Below are 17,478 nucleotides of genomic sequence, written 5' to 3' on the forward strand. Positions count from 1 at the left end.
GCGATATGGTAATTTTTTCAATAAAATCATTTTATTGCAGCTGAATAATCGGGGAGGGTGCGCAATACTATTATTCTATGTATGATAAAACTTTGCATGAAAGGAAACTGATGATGAAAGAGGCGTTTCGCGGTTCTGGAATTGGAGTCATTTTCATGGCGTTCTTCGGTACACTATGGGCAGGTACCGGTGTAATGGGATTGCAGGGGTGGGGGTTTCCCTACGTGGAACTCGCAGCCATATTGGTCGGAATCATAATGGTTATCGGAGGCATATCATTAATTCATGCATCACAAAAAATGTCCAATCAAGTTTCAGAAAATGGGGCTAGGCGTCTGAAGCGTATCGGATTTTTGTTTAATATGGTTTTCATTGCCGAAGGTTTGCTGATTGGAATTGCCATTGCCATCTGTAACTTGATAGATCAGATTGATCTTATACCAGGCATCATCGCCATTATTGTTGGGATTCATTTTTTACCTTTGGCGTCACTTTTCCAAATCAAGGTTTACTATGCAACAGGAGTGCTTCTCTGTTTATTGGCGCTTATCACATTGCTTATTGTGCCAGACACCGTCATGTTTGGGGAGCATCAAATCCTTGCACCGTTATCATTGCTCGGCTTCGGATGTACGCTAATTCTCTGGACCACTGGACTTACGCTATGGCTTGGAATAAAGAATTCAAGTCGAACGATAGCCGATGAAGATTGAACTCATCAAAAAACCCGTCATGAAGAACGGGTTTTTCATTTCGATTAATTTTTCATCCAGGTCAAGAGCCTGACAATTTGAAATGGCTCATTCCAAACGAGAATGAAACTTAAAAGAAAAAATGCAGCCACAGCCAAAAACTTCAACTTCCCTTTTTCGTTGATAAACATGGCCCCTAAACTGCAAAACATACCAATAAGCAACGCACCGAATCCTGAAATCATAAGCAGCTCGGAGGCTTTTGCTAAAGCAAGGGAACAGCAAAATGATAGTGTACCAATCACTGCAAATACGATAGACCAATTGCTTAAACTTTTCATAGAGACTCCTTTTTTACTAATTATACCAATTTAGTGTTTGTAATGAAATTAATAAATTTGAGGTTGTCACTTATGGGAATATATTGTAATATATATAACAATATAAAAATCCATTTACATTTTTAGAAGCATTGATAAGGACATGAATCATTTTTACGGTCTGCAGAGAGGGAAGGGCAGCTGCGAACTTCCTGGCTTAGGAAACTGATTTACCGCCTTTGAGTTATATCGGTGAACAAGAGTAACTGATATCGTCTAAGCTGCGTTACAAGCTCCAGAGCCATGAGTGTTTTTCGCTTATGGGAAATTGGGTGGAATCACGGGTAACGCACTCGTCCCTTACTTAGGGATGGGTGCGTTTTTTATTATTATAATTATTGCCATGATAAGGACATGAATCATTTTTACGGTCTGCAGAGAGGGGAGGGCAGCTGCGAACTTCCTGGCTTAGGAAACTGATTTACCGCCTTTGAGCTATATCGGTGAACAAGAGTAACTGATATCGTCTAAGCTGCGTTACAAGCTCCAGAGCCATGAGTGTTTTTTGCTTATGGGAAATTGGGTGGAACCACGGGTAAACGCACTCGTCCCTTACTTAGGGATGGGTGCGTTTTTATATTATTATAATTATTGCCATGATAAGGACATGAATCATTTTTACGGTCTGCAGAGAGGGAAGGGCAGCTGCGAACTTCCTGGCTTAGGAAACTGATTTACCGCCTTTGAGCTATATCGGTGAACAAGAGTAACTGATATCGTCTAAGCTGCGTTACAAGCTCCAGAGCCATGAGTGTTTTTTGCTTATGGGAAATTGGGTGGAACCACGGGTAAACGCACTCGTCCCTCGCATAGGGATGAGTGCGTTTTTTTATTATTAAAAAAGGGGTGTTTATGTGATGAGTGAAAAAATGATTAAAGTTCAATTCCCGGATGGGCAGCAAAGGGAATATCCGCAAGGGGTGACGGTGGAAAGTGTGGCAGGGTCCATCAGCTCAAGTTTAAGGAAAAAGGCAGTAGCAGGAAAACTGGGTAAGCAACTGGTTGATCTAAGTCACAAGCTTAATAAGGATGCCGAACTGTCGATCTTGACTCTGGATTCGGATGAAGGATTACAAGTGTTACGACATACATCGGCACATGTTTTGGCGCAGGCTGTGAAAAGATTATACCAAAACGTGGAATTAGGGATGGGGCCAGTAGTGGAAGATGGTTTTTACTATGATTTTAAGTTAGACCATCCTTTGAGTTCAGAAGATCTACAAGCCATTGAAAAAGAGATGGAGCATATCATAAGTGAAAATCTGGAAATTAAAAGGGTCGAAGCGACTTATGATGAAGCTGTAAAGTTATTCGTGGGCAGAGGGGAGTCATTCAAGTTGGATATAGCAAAGAACATCCCTAATGGTGAAAAATTAACGCTTTATCAACAAGGGGAATTCGTCGATCTTTGCAGAGGGCCGCACCTTCCATCCACTTCATTTGTAAAATCGTTCAAATTGACTCGTGTATCTGGTGCCTACTGGCGGGGAGACAATCAAAATGAAGTGCTTCAAAGGGTGTATGGCGTTGCTTTCCAAAAGAAAAAAGATTTACAGGAGCATTTTGAATTTCTGGAAGAAGCGGCTAAACGCGATCACCGTAAATTAGGGAAGCAGTTGGAGTTATTCATGTTTTCGGAGGAAGCCCCTGGAATGCCGTTTTATTTACCGAAAGGACAAATTGTTAGAAATGAATTGGAGAAGTTCTCACGGGAGCTTCAAACTGAAGCTGACTACGACGAAGTTCGCACTCCTTTCATGATGAACCAGCGGTTATGGGAACAATCGGGTCACTGGGATCATTACCATGAGAATATGTACTTCACTGAGGTGGATCAAACAAAATTCGCGATGAAGCCAATGAACTGTCCGGGTCATATGCTTATATTCAAAAACAGTCTTTATTCTTACAGGGATTTACCCATCCGGATGGCCGAATTCGGTCAAGTCCACCGTCATGAATATAGCGGTGCATTGAACGGGATGCTGCGTGTCCGTACATTTTGCCAGGATGATGCCCACATTTATGTTCGGAAGGATCAAATCGAAAGTGAAATTAAACAAGTGTTTCATCTGATTGATAAAGTGTATCGCACTTTTGGATTCGAGTATTCCGTGGAGCTCTCGACTCGTCCAGAGGATTCAATGGGCGATGATTCCCTTTGGGAAGCTTCTGAAACAGCCTTGAAAAATGTTCTGGAAAGCATCGGGATACATTATCAAGTAAATGAAGGGGACGGGGCATTTTATGGACCAAAAATTGATTTTCATATTAAAGATGCATTAAAAAGAAGCCATCAATGTGCAACAATCCAGCTTGATTTTCAAATGCCCGATAAATTTGATCTGACTTACATTGATGAAAATAATGAAAAAGTCCGTCCGGTCGTCATTCATCGTGCCATTTATGGATCGATCGATCGTTTTTTTGGAATTCTGATAGAACATTTTGCCGGTGCATTTCCCGTATGGCTCGCTCCGGTGCAAGTACAGATCATCCCTGTCTCACAGGTTCATTTGAACTATTGTTTAAAGGTTCAAAAAGAACTGAAGAATAAAGGCATAAGAGTGAAAATCGATGATAGGAATGAAAAGCTGGGGTATAAAGTCAGGGAAGCACAAATGGGAAAAATCCCATATATGCTGGTTCTTGGAGATAAAGAAGAGAAAGAAAATGAAGTGAATGTCCGGAAATACGGGGAACAAGCATTTGAAAATGTCGCAATAGAAATGTTCATTAAGAAAATGGTACAGCAAATAAAAGAACGCGGCAACTAACAAAAAAGCAGCTTAATCCGGAACTCACGAGTAAATGCCCATTGGATTAGATTTGGATAAAAAAAGACAGCCGGAATATTTCGGCTGTCTTTTTTCTATCTACAAATCCATACCCAGCCAACGCCCTGAACGAACTGCTGGAAACAGTTACCGCCCGGTCCGCCTTGACCGCCACCTTGTCCGCCACCTTGACCGCCACCTTGACCGCCGCCACCGACAGGGCAGGTTAATCCTAGATATTGTAATCCGACTATATCTGTATGATGAATCTCATTCGGGATGCCACCTTCGAGTATTTGTACCATACCAGTAGCAGCATTGAACCCCATCAAAATAAAGGTGTGCTCGGTGTTACCCCAAATACCTCTGAAACAATGACCTTGTCGGCCTGCGTTTAAATGACTCTGAATAGTAGCTAATGGAACCAGTGTTTGTACTGGCATTCTGTGATCATAATAAGGCAAATTGGCATAAGAATTATCATAATAATATGGATCATTATAATATGGAACATTATAAGGGTAATAATTATTATACATTTAAGAAATCCTCCCTTTGTGTTTACCCTTTGAAAGCTATGAACAAAGAGGGATAAGTTTCCGACATGGGCAAAGATGGACATTAAAATGGGCTGCCTATTTTATATATTTAATGAATGTAAGAGTAAACTCTTTATGTAAATAAAGCCTTGGCTGCTTGGATTGCAAAGTAAATGCCAATCCCTATAAGGGATATTCCTGAAATGATCGAGATGCCCATTAGAATGGGTTTGGATAAAATGCGTCTGAAGGTGCTGGCGATGATGGCCATTGCGAAATCCCAGGTTAAGAGGCCGACAAGGATCCCTGAACTGTATAAAAGCAATTGATCCATATCATATTTTGAAGCGGAGTTTGCCAGAATGGATCCATAAATTCCAAGCCAAAACAAAATGGATAAAGGATTCGAAAGGGACATGATGAATCCTGTCAGGAATGAAGAAATAAGGGAATCTTTCGCTTTTCGCGCATTCACTTCAATCTTACCTGCACTTAACAGACTTTCGATTCCGGTATAGGTCAGGACGAAAAATCCAAACAGCCATAAAAATGTCTTCATGAAGGAGTTGTCCAAAAAGTGGACGACACCGAAAAAGACGAGGGCTATAAATACAAAATCAGCTAAAATGGCACCCCAGCCAAAAACCCAGGCATGCCAAAAACCCTTCTTGATTCCTTTGTCCAATTGAGCAGCATTTATGGGACCGATAGGAGCCGCCAGTGATAAGCCTAATAATACATAGCTGAAAAAAACACCCAATTCATCACCTCATCGTTTGTTACATCTTCACTTATTTGAATGTATTCAGATAATTGGACTTGTACCACATTTTTGACCCTTTTTTTGAGTGGATATGGTGAATCATTGTCCGGTTTGCTGCTTATGGATGTACCTAGTCGTGACATGGTGTTTTTGTAACAACACAGAAAACTCCTTCATAATGTAATTTAGTCAAATGGAAAGACGCCAATTTTAATGCATGCGCTATTCAAAGCGGAATTGGAGGATAATTATGCCTGAATTATCGATGCCGAATAAATACAAAACAATTCTTGATATCATGCATACGGATATTGCAATAAATGAAATTAAGAATCATTTTGAAGAAGGAATTTCAAATGCGTTAAACCTGATTAAAGTATCAGCACCTATTATTTTAAATGAAGGTAATGGCATAAATGACAATTTAAATGGTGTGGATCGGATTCTTACCTTTGAAGCTCTGGATATTAAGAATAAACAAATCGAAGTGGTTCAATCTTTGGCGAAGTGGAAAAGAATCACTCTATCTAGGTATGGTTTGGCGTGTGATGAAGGCATTTACACAAATATGAATGCGATAAGACGTGATGAAAAACTTGATCATTTACACTCTTTATTTGTGGATCAATGGGACTGGGAGAAAGTCATAACGAAGGAACAGCGTAACGTAGATACATTAAAATCTGAAGTGAAAAAAATATATAGAGCCATTAAATCGACCGAATGTTATATGTTTGAATTCCATCATCTGCTTAAGCCTGTGTTACCTGATGACATTCACTTCATTACGACCCAGGAGTTGGAGGATTTATACCCGAATCTGACTTCGAAGGAAAGGGAGAATGTGGCAGCGAATAAATATGGTGCAATTTTCATCATGAAAATTGGCGGAGAGTTACAATCGGGGGAAAAGCATGATGGACGTTCACCGGATTATGATGATTGGGACCTAAATGGAGATATCATTTTATGGAATCCACTCTTGGAATGTGCTTTTGAAGTTTCTTCAATGGGAATTCGAGTAGATGAAAAGTCACTGTTAAAACAATTAAGATTATCCAAAAACGAAAATCGTAAGGTGCTCGATTATCATAAGGCCGTATTGGAAGGAAAGCTTCCGTATTCAATAGGTGGAGGAATAGGGCAATCCAGATTATGCATGTTTCTGCTGAAGAAAGCACATATTGGCGAGGTTCAGGTTTCGGTATGGAATGACCAAATATTAAAGGATTGTGAAAAAAGGAATATTATTCTTTTATAAAGACGAAAGGATGAAACCCATTATTAAACAGAATGGGTTGAGTTTGTAGACAAAAGGGGCTCCAATTGCAATTTTAACAAAGTTGATTGGAACGGAAGGTACGAGACTCCTGCGGGAAAAGCGCGTCCAAGGGAGACCCCACAGGCGCCAAGAGCGCCGAGGAGGCTCCCGGACCGCCCGCGGAAAGCGAGTGCCTAAAGTGGAAATCATCGTTCATATTTTACACTCCCTCAAAAAAATGTAGGCAATCTTAATTAATATCGAGTTTGTCAACAGTCTGACCCATTCTTAAACAGAATGGTTTTTTTGTTTTAAAGGTAATAGGGGTAATTTTGGGTAAAGCGCTACTGAATAAATCTTTCTGCGCTATAACATAATAATTGAAGACATCTATAATGATGCAAAACAAATTAGTTTCACAATGTTACCTTTTATGCAATAAGTTGCTTTTATAATGGATGAGGAGTGTAAGTATGGAAGGTCATGAGAAGCAAAATAAAGATGTAAGCGTATGGTGCCTGATCAGTATGGCATCGATTCCATTGGTAATGACACTTGGAAATTCAATGCTTATCCCGGTTTTGCCCATTTTCGAGGAAAAGGTGGGAATATCTTCATTTCAATCAAGTATGGTTATAACAAGCTATTCCGTAGCATCCATTTTTTTAATTCCTATAGCGGGTTATTTATCAGATAGATTTGGACGGAAAATGGTGATTCTGCCAAGCTTGATCCTAGCCCTTATCGGCGGCTTGATCGCAGGTTATGCATCATGGAAAATGGAGAATCCATACACATGGATCATCATTGGGAGGGTATTGCAAGGGATTGGGGCGTCTGGGGCCTCGCCCATCATTTTGCCTCTGGTGGGGGATCTATACAAGGATGATGATGAAAAAACCAGTTCTTGTTTAGGAATCATAGAAACCTCGAATACATTTGGGAAAGTACTGAGTCCAATACTGGGTTCCCTGTTTGCTGCATTTATCTGGTTTTTACCATTCTTCTCAATTTCATTCTTCAGTTTAATATCTATTGTCTTGGTCTTTTTCTTTATAAAGGTACCAAAGGAGAAGGATGATCCGAAGAAATTCAAAGAATTCTGGCATGATACGAAAAAAATATTCAAGCAGGAAGGGAAATGGTTATATACAGTTTTCCTGATTGGTGTATTTGTCATGTTGGTTTTGTTTGGTGTTCTTTTCTTTTTGTCTGATAATCTGGAAAAAATCCATGATTTGCATGGAGTTAAAAAAGGTTTAGTAATAGCGATCCCGCTGTTTTTCCTTTGTGTATCTTCTTATGTTGCCGGGAAAAAAATCAAGGGTGAATTACCAATCATGAAAAAAATCATCATGATCAGTATAGCTGTTCTTTCAATCAGCCTTGTATTTGTCGGTTTTACAAAAAACAAGGTTTTCCTTTTATTACTCGTAACGAGTTTGGTGGGCATAGCGATTGGTGCGTTATTGCCGACACTCGACGCAATCATCACTCAAAATATAAAAAAGGAACAGCGGGGTACGATAACTTCCTTCTATATGTCATCAAGGTTCATTGGAGTTGCGGCAGGCCCTCCGGTCATGTCCCTTGTCATGAAAAATCATATCAATTTGACCTATATCATTTCAGGGATCATTGGTATAGGCATCGTTTTGATTGTTATGAAATTCATTAGCTCAGATAAAAAAGAAGCTGCTGCCTAATAGGTTTCTATAGAAGTTCTCCGAAAAAGCCGGGCTTTCCCACGGCTTTTTTTGTTTGTAAATCGGGAAATTTTTTATGGCAAGTGGTTATAGGCCGAGGGTTGTCACATAAAATGTACAAGTCATGAACTAGCTCGAAGGAGTGATGCTTTTTGAGTGTACATTTACTGCTGAGTTACTTTTTCTTGGGACTTACCCTTGCAGCACCGATCGGTCCGGTGAACTCTGCTCGTATCGATAAAGGAATCAAGAACGGGTTTTGGCATGCCTGGATCGTTGGGGCAGGGTCGATGATTGCAGATGCCTTGTTCATGATTTTAGTGTATATAGGTATGGTAAGGTTTTTAGAAATTCCGATTGTCCAGATTTTTCTATGGCTTTTTGGGGGATTCGTGCTTATTTATTCTGGGGTCGAAAGTGTTTTGCGGGTCAATACGATATTATTAAATGAATATAGGAATAAAGATTCTTTAATTTCCTGTTTTTTGACAGGGTTCATCATGTCTGTGACCAGTCCATTATCCATTTTATTTTGGTTGGGGATATATGGATCTGTTTTAGCTAAAACAGCTTCAAGTTATGGGACATCCCAACTTTTCATTTATAGCGGGATGATCTTCCTTGGGCTTACCTGTTGGGATTTTTTTGTAGCGGCATTAACGAATGGATTTCGCAGGTTCTTAAATGAAAAAAGCTTAATGGCCATTTCGATCATCTCTGGATTATCATTGGTAGGCTTTGGGGTTTATTTTGCATATCAAGGTATTTCTGCCATCATATTATAAAGCACAATGCTTTAGTTTATTACATAAGGTAGGGTATTTGAAAACTTCTTCCTTGCATAATTCATTGTGGCAATATCAACACTATGAATGATGGAAGGAGGAGGAATGTCATGACGACAAAAGCCAATTGCAGTTCAGCGAAAGGGAAGGCTGTCCAAGATTCTAATGCATCAGGTGAACAACAAGGCGATATGAAATGGTGGCAGCTATCATTGGTCGGTGTAGGCTGTACGATCGGGACAGGGTATTTCCTTGGATCGACTATAGGGATAAAAACGACGGGGCCATCCATTGTATTTTCATTTGTATTAGCTGCACTAGGTACCTACATCGTTTATAATCTGCTTGCCAAGATGACTGCGGCCGATCCTCAAGAGGGTTCTTTTTGTTATTATGCCAATAAAGCATTTGGACGATGGGCTGGCTTTAGCTGTGGCTGGAATTATTGGTCCTCCAATATATTGATCATGGGAAGCCAGCTTACTGCGCTTTCGCTATTATCTCAATTTTGGTTCCCGAAAGTACCGCTGTGGCTATTTGCATCCGGATTCGCAATTGTTTCAATCGTGGTGGTATTGTTGGGAACAAAAGGGTTCGACAGGGTGGAAAACATCCTTGCGGTAATTAAGACAGCAGCAATCATAATGTTTATCATTATAGCAATATGTGCCGTTTTCGGCTGGTTTGGTCTTGATGGAGGGAAACCGCCATCCTTTCCGAATAAGTTCAATGAATTATTTCCAAAAGGGTTAAAAGGGTTTTGGACATCACTAATCTATGCTTTTTATGCGTTTGGCGGCATTGAGGTCATTGGACTGATGGCGATGCAGCTTAAAAAGAAAGAAGATGCGCCAAAGGCAGGGACGATCATGCTCTTGGTTCTAACCATCATATATGTGGTTTCATTGGGGTTAGCCGTAACCATGATATCGTTAGGGGCATTCAGTGAAAAAGAAAGTCCATTCGTTTCGGCATTGGACAGCTATCATCTGACATTTTTCCCGCACGTATTTAATGGTGCAATTATAATAGCTGGTTTCTCGACGATGACCGCTTCACTTTTTGGTGTAACCAATCTTTTGGTAACACTCTCCAATGACGGGAACGCACCCTCATTATTCATGCAAAAGATCAAGAAATTCAAGGACCTTCCACTGCCTTCACTTGGTCTTGGAGCCTTAGGACTTTTAGGGTCAATCATCACTGCCTTGCTCCTGCCAGGCAAGATTTATGAATACATCACAACATCTGCTGGAATATTACTTTTGTATAACTGGGCATTCATCATTCTTTCTTCATTTAAAATCTTGGAAAATAAGATTTGGAGTAAGATCACGGCCGTTTTCGGACTTCTTTTAATTTTAGCGGCGGTCAGTGGCACTTTGCTTGAAAAAGAAATACGTCCAGGTTTTTTCATCAGCCTTTTATTCATCGTGATCATCGGTCTTGCCGCCGTTTTCATGAAATTCAAGGTTTGGAATAAGAACAAGGCGATGGCCGCAAAAGCCAGTAAATCAGAACTTGATTGAAAAAAAGGAACTCGACTAACGAAGTCTAGTTCCTTTTTGTGTGCTTTCGATTTGGTGCTAAATTTCAATGATGATCGGAAGGATCATTGGCTTTTTCTTAGTTTGAGTAAAGAGATAGTGCCCCAATTCCTTCTTTATGGTTTGTTTGATGATGTTCCAACGGTATATCTTTTCACTTTGTAAGTCGTTGACCGTTTTCGTGACAAGACGATTCACATGTTTAAGGAGGTCCTCGGAATTTTGAACATATACAAATCCACGGGAAATTGTATCGGGTCCTGATACTATTTTTCGTTCCGACTTGCTTAATGTTATGACGATTACGAGCATGCCATCTTCGGAAAGCTGCTTACGGTCCCGCAGAACGATTTCTCCAACATCACCAACGCCGACACCGTCAACAAAGGTATTGCCGGCAGCCACCTTTCTCGTTTGACGGGCAACGGAGTTTTCAATATCCACCACATCGCCATTACTGATAATGAAAGTATTGCCCTTCTCTACCCCGACAGACTCAGCCAGTAATCGATGTTGGTGCAACATCCGATATTCACCGTGAATTGGAATGAAATACTTCGGTTTCATAAGGGTAAGCATGAGCTTCAACTCTTCCTGATAGGCATGTCCGGATACATGCATGCCTGTTACAGTCCCAGAACCGTAAATGACTTTGGCACCAAGTTGAAATAGGTTGTCGATGATTCGTGAAACATCCCGTTCATTTCCGGGTATTGGAGTGGAGGCAAGAATCACTGTATCATCAGGCAGTATACTCATATCCCGATAATTTGAACTGGAAAGGCGGGAAAGGGCAGCAAACGGCTCTCCTTGACTTCCTGTACATAAAACCGCGATCCTTTCAGGCGCATAATTATCGACTTCATGTGGTTGGATAAGCATCCCATCAGGTACCTCGAGGTAGCCGCGTTCAATGGCAACGGATACGACGTTCACCATGCTACGTCCAATTAGGGCAAGTTTCCGGTTTGTCTTCTGTGCAGCGTTCACAACTTGTTGAACTCGATTTACATTTGAAGCGAAGGTCGAAAGAAAGACTTTCTGTTTTGCCTGCATGAAGGCCTCTTCGATATGGCTGCCAACGAGATGCTCCGAGGGACTGGAGCCGGGACGTTCAGCGTTCGTGCTTTCCGATAATAAAACCAAAACACCTTCACTCCCGATCTTGGCCATTTTATGAATATCGGGATACTGATCATTCATGGGAGTCAAGTCAAACTTAAAGTCCCCTGTATGAACGACCGTGCCTTCTGGCGTTCGCATGGTGACACCAAGGCAATCGGGTATACTATGATTCGTTTTGAAAAAGTCGAGAACCATCTCTCCGAATTCCAATCTTGAATCCGAGTCGATCTGGATTAACTTCGTATCACCCAAAAGGTTATGTTCTTTTAATTTCAATTCAATCAAACCTAGTGTTAAACGTGTGGCATAAATGGGTACATTCAATTTTTTTAAGAAATAGGGGATACCGCCAATATGATCTTCATGCCCATGAGTAACAATCAAAGCCCGGATCTTCTCCTTATTCTCCTGGAGAAAGGAAATATCAGGAATGATTAAATCGACTCCTAATAAACTTTCATCAGGAAACTTGGCACCACAGTCAATAATGACGATATCGTTTGCATATTGAACCACATACATGTTTTTACCGATTTCATTCACTCCGCCCAGAGCCAGTATGGACAAAGCATTCTCTTTCACACTCAAGTGGGTAGACCTCCCTTTATTATGATAAGGATAGTGTTTCCTTAGGCACCTTTTATAAAACCACTCTTTTTATAAAATCGGGGCAATGCAAGAAGCCGTAAAAAAACACCTGCCGATTTCGGTAGGTGCGTGTGTCTTCAATCTTCAACGGCTCAAGCAAGAGTTGATGCTTTCTTCAAAAGAATCAATGTATGCTTGGACCTGAGAAGCATATCTAGTCTTCAAAGTGGCCAGCAAACTTTCTATCAAGAATTCTCGCGGTTTGTCAGACTGCATTAGCTCATCTTGGATGAAGTCGACCAATTCAATGGCTCTTGTTCGATTTTCATCGCAAGGAAAAGCTTTGTTTATCGCTTTTTTCAATTCCGTGGTGGAATGAAGCAAATCATTATGGCAAGGTTCAAGGTGGTTTGTAAAGTTTGGAAACCATGTGTCCATTAGTTCCGGATCGATGATCTGTTCCCCGCTTTCAGCCACTTCATTGACTAAATGGACAATGCGGTTCATGCAATAGCGGATAATTTGTATGTCCGGTGTACCGGCCGGATTAGCACGATAACTAAAATGATTCATGTGGGTCATCATCGAATGAAAGATAATGACGCTATCTAAAAGATAGGGTTTTTTGCTTTCCCCGAAGATATCGATAAAACGGTTATACATCCAGCGTAAGCTCAACAATAGCGTTTTATTGATGAATTGTTTTAATTCTTCATCGTTGGAAACACGGACTTCTTCAATCAGGATAAGCAATTTGCTTTGCTTGTTCACCATTAATTGCAGTTCTAGCTGCCGGATGAAAATTTCAATATCGGCGGAATCTTGACCAATCAACAGTTTTTCCCGTTCATGGCGAATCTTTGTATAAAAGGAACGGAAAATGGCTATAAATAATTCACCCTTCGAAGGGAAATAATTATAAAATGTACCTTTTGATATACCGCTGCCGTCTAGAATGTCCTGGATGGACGTCGCTTGGTAGCCTTTGTCAATAAAAAGCTTATGAGCCGTATCGATGACATTCTGCCTTCGATTATTCATCATATCACCTAATTTTCATTATACTGCTTGTATAAATTTAATCGTACTCTATTTTTCATGACAGCACAAACCCTTATTTAAACCAGTAAATTTCTATTGCAAAAATTGAACTAGGGGTATATTATTGATTTTGTGAGATTGGAATATACCGCTCGTATAATTAAATGAACCAATAGTTTGAATGGAGGAATAGATAAAAAGTGAGTACTGCACAAATAAATGAGAAAAAGGGTTCGTATGGCATTTTGGCCATACTGATGGTCGGGGCGTTCATATCGATACTGAATTCAACCCTTTTAAATATTGCACTGCCATCAATTCAAATAGACCTGGGAATAGAGACTTCCACAGTTCAATGGCTGACAACTGGCTACATGCTCGTGAACGGAATCATGATTCCGACAACTGCCTTCTTAATAAGAAAATATTCGGTACGTAATCTGTTCCTGACAGCCATGCTCCTATTCTCAATCGGGACAATCGTGGCAGGTGTAGCGCATGTATTCCCGCTATTATTGAGCGCACGTATGGTTCAGGCTGCCGGTTCGGCAATCATGATGCCATTATTAATGAACGTACTTTTAACTTCTTTCCCTGTTGAAAAACGGGGCTCGGCAATGGGACTATTCGGTTTGGTCATGATGTTTGCCCCTGCAATCGGGCCGACGCTTTCAGGCTGGATCATCGAACATTATGATTGGAGAATGCTATTCCATTTCATTACTCCGCTAGCTTTACTTGTTCTTATTTTCGGCTTCTTTAAACTTAAAGACCACAAGGAAAAAGTCAATATCTCAATCGATAAAATATCGGTCATCCTTTCAAGCTTAGGCTTCGGCGGTTTGCTTTACGGATTCAGTTCGGCAGGCAGCAAAGGTTGGGATAGCCTTGAGGTATACGGCACACTGATTGTCGGTGCCATCTCCCTGATCCTTTTCATAACACGCCAGCTTAAAATGGAAACACCAATGCTTGAGTTCAAGATCTTCAAGCACCCGATGTTCGCTTTATCCGCAACGATCTCAATCGTACTGAACATGGCGATGTTCTCGGGGATGATCTTAATTCCGATGTACACACAAACAGTACGTGGCATTTCACCATTCGATTCTGGATTACTGATGCTTCCAGGTGCGTTATTAATGGCCCTCATGTCACCGGTCACCGGTAAGCTTTTCGATAAGTTCGGTGCCCGCATCCTTGCTTCAATCGGATTGCTTATCACCGTGGTAACTACGTATTTGCTAAGTAAATTATCAATGGAAACTACGTATACAGAAATTGTAATCCTGTTTTCCGTTCGTTCCTTCGGGATGTCAATGTCCATGATGCCGATCATGACAAATGGTTTGAACTCGCTGCCAGCCCGCATGAACCCGCACGGTACAGCCATGAATAACACACTGAACCAAGTTTCCGGTGCGATCGGTACGGCATTGCTCGTTACGGTCATGTCTAACCGTGCAGCTTCTACTGCCGAAGATTTAATGACGAAAGCGATGAGCAAATTAACAAGCCAGCCCACCGCTGAGGTGATGGGCCAAATGAAAGCCCAAATCGGGATGCAGGCAATGCTGGATGGAATTAACTTCTCCTTCTTTGTATCTACCTTCATTGCCGGTGTGGCGCTGATTCTGGCATTATTCATTAAGCGTGCATGGCCAGCTGAAGAAAAACCAGCTATGAAAAAAGATCAAACCGCTTAAATGAAACATTAAAAAGCCCTATGCCGCCTGAATCGTTCAGGCAGCATAGGGCTTTTTTTAATAACATCAGCCATCTAGTTTGATTTACAGCGGAATTAATTCAGGCTACAGCGAATTATTCGATCTACGCTGGAGTAATTCGACCCCCGCTCGAGTAAATTCGACCTACCCCTGATTTAATTCGACCCACGTTGGAATAATTCGACCTACCCCCGATTAAATGCGACCCACGTTGGAATAATTCGACCTACCGCCGATTAAATTCGACCCCCGCTGGAATAATTCGACCTATCACCGATTAAATTCGACCCCCGCTGGAGTAAATTCGACCTACCGCCGATTAAATTCGACCCACGTTGGAAATATTCGACCTATCACCTATTTAAATCGACCCATGAATCAAATATGTTTTACCCGGTGATTTCACTTTTATACAAAAAAGTCGCAGTGCCATTTGCACTGCGCTTTTTTTACATCAAGATGTCACTTCCTCTGAAGTTACTTTTGCATGCTGGATATGACTGGCTATCCAGCCAATGATCGCGGCAGAAACGAGATAGGCAAGTAGGATCCACATCTGCACCTGCAAGTTTTCCCAGCCGCCTAAGGAGATGACCTCTTGAAGTTCCTTTAGTGAATGGGCCATAGGTAAAAATTGACCGATTTTCGTCAATAGCGACATGCCCAGTTCGTCTGGGAATGTTCCGCCGCATGTAGCCAATTGGAACACGAGAAGGGTCACGGCCGCGAATTTTCCGACCACTCCGAATACGGTCACCAGCATAAGAATGAACGTCATGAAGGTAAATGAAACGATGATGCTAGATAGAATGAATACAGGGACACTTGCTACATGTAAATGGAATCCAAGCAGGACCACTGCATCCACTAGCACTGCCTGAATCAAGCCGATTACATATACTAGCATTAATTTATTCGTGAAATGAACGGTTCCGGTAACCCTAAGATTCTGCCTGCGGCCAAGCGGCAAGATATTGGAAGCCATGATGCCGCCTACATAAAAGGCCAAAGACAGAAAATAAGGGGCAATTCCGGTACCATAGTTAGGAACTTCGGATAAATTGGATTGGACCAATTGCACGGGTTCAGAGAACATTGAAGTGGTCGAATCGTCGTACTGAAGACTAGCCGTTTTATCGGCAGCTTCATTAAGCTTGGAGGATAACTTGCTTGAGCCCGTTTCCAGCGAAGCCAGTCCTTCTTGTAGTTCCGTTGATCCACTGGCTAGTTGGCTGCTTCCGCCAGCTAGCGAAACGATTCCGGCATTTAAAGTGGAGAAACCATTTGTCCAATTAGAGAAACCATTCGCGAATTCTAGAGACCCCTCGTTTAATTGCTTGGCACCTGAAGTAGCTTGTGCCATTTTATCACCAAAGGCATTCATCCCGGTTTGAATGGTCTCTTGTCCATCAGCCACTTTTTCAGCACCTTCTCCCAATTGCCTTTGACCGGCATTTAAAGTGGCGGCTGTTTTGGTTAACCCTTCTGATAGGGCAATGATTTGCTTGAAGTCTTGATCCTTTATTGCATCAGGATGACTTTTCATATAGGCATCCAATTGTTTCTTAAGAGTATTCGCTGTATCGGCAGCCTGTTCTTGCCCTTGCATCAATTTTTTATTTCCGGCTGACCAGTCCTCAACACCCTGACTTACTTCATTCATCCCACTTTCCAATGAGTGATGTCCATCCGATAGCTGCTTCATGCCGGAATACAAGTTCTTCGAACCTGATGTTAATCCTTTCGCACCATCAGCTAAGGCTTCTTGTCCATCCAAGAGCTTGGTGCTTCCTGTGTGCAGTTTCTGGGCGCCATCATTTAAATCCTGAATGCCATCATCCAATTTTTCACTGCCGCTTTTCGCTTCCGCCGTTCCTTGTTGAAGCTCTTCTGCTCCATCCCCGGCATTCGCCAAGCCTTTAGAAACCTCCTGGAATTTTGAAAGGATGCCTTCAGAATAGACTTTCGTAATGCTTGCGTTGATTTTTGCAGTCATCTTTTCAACAGCAGTTGAGCTGATTTGTGAGGCAACGAAGTTTTTACCTGGATTGACAGTATACAAAAGTTTAGCTCTTTCCGGTTTTTCATCCATTAAAGTCGTGACATTTTCCGAAAAATCCTCCGGAATCGTGACAACCAAATAATAGGTACCTTCTTCAAGACCTGTATTAGCCTTTTTTGCCGTGACAAAGTGAAAGTCCAATTCTTTTTGCTTTTTTAATTCTTTAACGAAATCATCTCCAGCTTGGACTGGCTTATCGTCCATTTCCGAACCATTATCGAGATTGACCACTGCTACAGGGAGCTGATCCAACTGTCCATAAGGATTCCAATATCCAGCCAAGAAGAAACCAGAGTAAATCAATGGAACGACCAAAAGGAAAATCAAGGCGATTCTCCCGTGTTTATGTTTCCACATTGCTTTAATATCTTGCAATACAAGTTGTAAACCTTTCATTATTGAGCCTGCCCTTTCTAAATAAGAGATTATTTCATGATAATGGCTTTTTTAGATACTGTATAATACATAATTGATTATGTAATAAT

At 41.3% G+C, this 17,478-nt stretch carries 13 protein-coding genes and 3 other annotated features; of the genes, 7 read left to right on the forward strand and 6 right to left on the reverse strand.

The features are described 5' to 3' along the window. Positions 1-113 precede the first annotated feature (113 nt). Positions 114-713 (forward strand): DUF7010 family protein, encoded by a 600-nt coding sequence (locus ACQKMF_RS01745; RefSeq protein ID WP_427571558.1) that lies wholly within the window; start codon positions 114-116, stop codon positions 711-713. Between the two features lie 44 nt (positions 714-757). Here the strand turns inward: ACQKMF_RS01745 and ACQKMF_RS01750 are convergent, their stop codons facing one another. Next, positions 758-1,033, reverse strand: a complete 276-nt coding sequence (locus tag ACQKMF_RS01750) for a hypothetical protein (protein WP_402939422.1) — start codon at positions 1,031-1,033, stop codon at positions 758-760. Positions 1,034-1,155: 122 nt separating this feature from the next. Then, positions 1,156-1,376, forward strand: a binding site (T-box leader). Positions 1,377-1,406: 30 nt separating this feature from the next. Further along, positions 1,407-1,628, forward strand: a binding site (T-box leader). A 31-nt stretch (positions 1,629-1,659) separates the two neighbouring features. Beyond that, positions 1,660-1,881: a binding site (T-box leader), on the forward strand. A 60-nt stretch (positions 1,882-1,941) separates the two neighbouring features. Here ACQKMF_RS01750 and thrS point away from each other — a divergent pair. Beyond that, a complete protein-coding gene (thrS, locus tag ACQKMF_RS01755) occupies positions 1,942-3,849 on the forward strand; it encodes a threonine--tRNA ligase (RefSeq protein ID WP_427572395.1) in 1,908 nt (635 codons plus the stop codon). A gap of 95 nt (positions 3,850-3,944) precedes the next feature. On the opposite strand, the gene ACQKMF_RS01760 is transcribed toward thrS, so the two are convergent. Both ACQKMF_RS01760 and ACQKMF_RS01765 read right to left on the reverse strand, forming a co-directional pair. Continuing rightward, entirely contained in the window at positions 3,945-4,388 is a 444-nt protein-coding gene (locus tag ACQKMF_RS01760) for a hypothetical protein (RefSeq protein WP_427571560.1), read from the reverse strand. Positions 4,389-4,521: 133 nt separating this feature from the next. Next, positions 4,522-5,148 carry a LysE family transporter gene (locus tag ACQKMF_RS01765; RefSeq protein WP_101223172.1) on the reverse strand — a complete coding sequence of 209 codons (627 nt, stop codon included), beginning with the start codon at positions 5,146-5,148 and terminating at the stop codon, positions 4,522-4,524. 268 nt (positions 5,149-5,416) lie between these two features. On the opposite strand from ACQKMF_RS01765, the gene asnA reads away from it, so the two are divergent. The 4 genes from asnA to ACQKMF_RS01785 all read left to right on the forward strand — a co-directional run bounded on the left by asnA (position 5,417) and on the right by ACQKMF_RS01785 (position 10,432). Beyond that, positions 5,417-6,412 carry an aspartate--ammonia ligase gene (gene asnA, locus ACQKMF_RS01770; RefSeq protein ID WP_427572397.1) on the forward strand — a complete coding sequence of 332 codons (996 nt, stop codon included), beginning with the start codon at positions 5,417-5,419 and terminating at the stop codon, positions 6,410-6,412. 473 nt (positions 6,413-6,885) lie between these two features. Beyond that, on the forward strand, positions 6,886-8,118 hold the full coding sequence (locus ACQKMF_RS01775; protein ID WP_230176604.1) for an MFS transporter: 1,233 nt from the start codon (positions 6,886-6,888) through the stop codon (positions 8,116-8,118). A 152-nt stretch (positions 8,119-8,270) separates the two neighbouring features. Further along, the gene (locus tag ACQKMF_RS01780; RefSeq protein ID WP_402939411.1) at positions 8,271-8,903 is read left to right on the forward strand and encodes a LysE family transporter; all 633 of its coding nucleotides are present in this window, start codon (positions 8,271-8,273) and stop codon (positions 8,901-8,903) included. Positions 8,904-9,094: 191 nt separating this feature from the next. Further along, complete coding sequence (locus tag ACQKMF_RS01785) at positions 9,095-10,432, forward strand: amino acid permease (protein ID WP_427572399.1); 1,338 nt, start codon at positions 9,095-9,097, stop codon at positions 10,430-10,432. Positions 10,433-10,489: 57 nt separating this feature from the next. On the opposite strand, the gene ACQKMF_RS01790 is transcribed toward ACQKMF_RS01785, so the two are convergent. After that, positions 10,490-12,163 carry a ribonuclease J gene (locus ACQKMF_RS01790; protein WP_101223168.1) on the reverse strand — a complete coding sequence of 558 codons (1,674 nt, stop codon included), beginning with the start codon at positions 12,161-12,163 and terminating at the stop codon, positions 10,490-10,492. 144 nt (positions 12,164-12,307) lie between these two features. Further along, positions 12,308-13,204 carry a TetR/AcrR family transcriptional regulator gene (locus ACQKMF_RS01795; protein ID WP_260358477.1) on the reverse strand — a complete coding sequence of 299 codons (897 nt, stop codon included), beginning with the start codon at positions 13,202-13,204 and terminating at the stop codon, positions 12,308-12,310. Positions 13,205-13,461: 257 nt separating this feature from the next. On the opposite strand from ACQKMF_RS01795, the gene ACQKMF_RS01800 reads away from it, so the two are divergent. Beyond that, positions 13,462-14,910 carry a DHA2 family efflux MFS transporter permease subunit gene (locus ACQKMF_RS01800; protein ID WP_402940148.1) on the forward strand — a complete coding sequence of 483 codons (1,449 nt, stop codon included), beginning with the start codon at positions 13,462-13,464 and terminating at the stop codon, positions 14,908-14,910. A 475-nt stretch (positions 14,911-15,385) separates the two neighbouring features. Here the strand turns inward: ACQKMF_RS01800 and ACQKMF_RS01805 are convergent, their stop codons facing one another. After that, positions 15,386-17,389 (reverse strand): YhgE/Pip family protein, encoded by a 2,004-nt coding sequence (locus tag ACQKMF_RS01805; RefSeq protein WP_402939406.1) that lies wholly within the window; start codon positions 17,387-17,389, stop codon positions 15,386-15,388. Positions 17,390-17,478 lie beyond the last annotated feature (89 nt).

The organism is Peribacillus sp. NPDC101480, assembly GCF_050277335.1.
Classification (GTDB): domain Bacteria; phylum Bacillota; class Bacilli; order Bacillales; family DSM-1321; genus Peribacillus.

What these genes read in the sequence shown, in the direction of transcription:
- ACQKMF_RS01745 (WP_427571558.1), top strand. Translation starts at nt 114, where the DNA reads ATGAAAGAGGCGTTTCGCGGTTCTGGAATTGGAGTCATTTTCATGGCG.
- ACQKMF_RS01750 (WP_402939422.1), bottom strand. Translation starts at nt 1,033, where the DNA reads ATGAAAAGTTTAAGCAATTGGTCTATCGTATTTGCAGTGATTGGTACA.
- thrS (WP_427572395.1), top strand. Translation starts at nt 1,942, where the DNA reads ATGATTAAAGTTCAATTCCCGGATGGGCAGCAAAGGGAATATCCGCAA.
- ACQKMF_RS01760 (WP_427571560.1), bottom strand. Translation starts at nt 4,388, where the DNA reads ATGTATAATAATTATTACCCTTATAATGTTCCATATTATAATGATCCA.
- asnA (WP_427572397.1), top strand. Translation starts at nt 5,417, where the DNA reads ATGCCGAATAAATACAAAACAATTCTTGATATCATGCATACGGATATT.
- ACQKMF_RS01775 (WP_230176604.1), top strand. Translation starts at nt 6,886, where the DNA reads ATGGAAGGTCATGAGAAGCAAAATAAAGATGTAAGCGTATGGTGCCTG.
- ACQKMF_RS01785 (WP_427572399.1), top strand. Translation starts at nt 9,095, where the DNA reads ATGAAATGGTGGCAGCTATCATTGGTCGGTGTAGGCTGTACGATCGGG.
- ACQKMF_RS01795 (WP_260358477.1), bottom strand. Translation starts at nt 13,204, where the DNA reads ATGAATAATCGAAGGCAGAATGTCATCGATACGGCTCATAAGCTTTTT.
- ACQKMF_RS01800 (WP_402940148.1), top strand. Translation starts at nt 13,462, where the DNA reads ATGGTCGGGGCGTTCATATCGATACTGAATTCAACCCTTTTAAATATT.
- ACQKMF_RS01805 (WP_402939406.1), bottom strand. Translation starts at nt 17,389, where the DNA reads ATGAAAGGTTTACAACTTGTATTGCAAGATATTAAAGCAATGTGGAAA.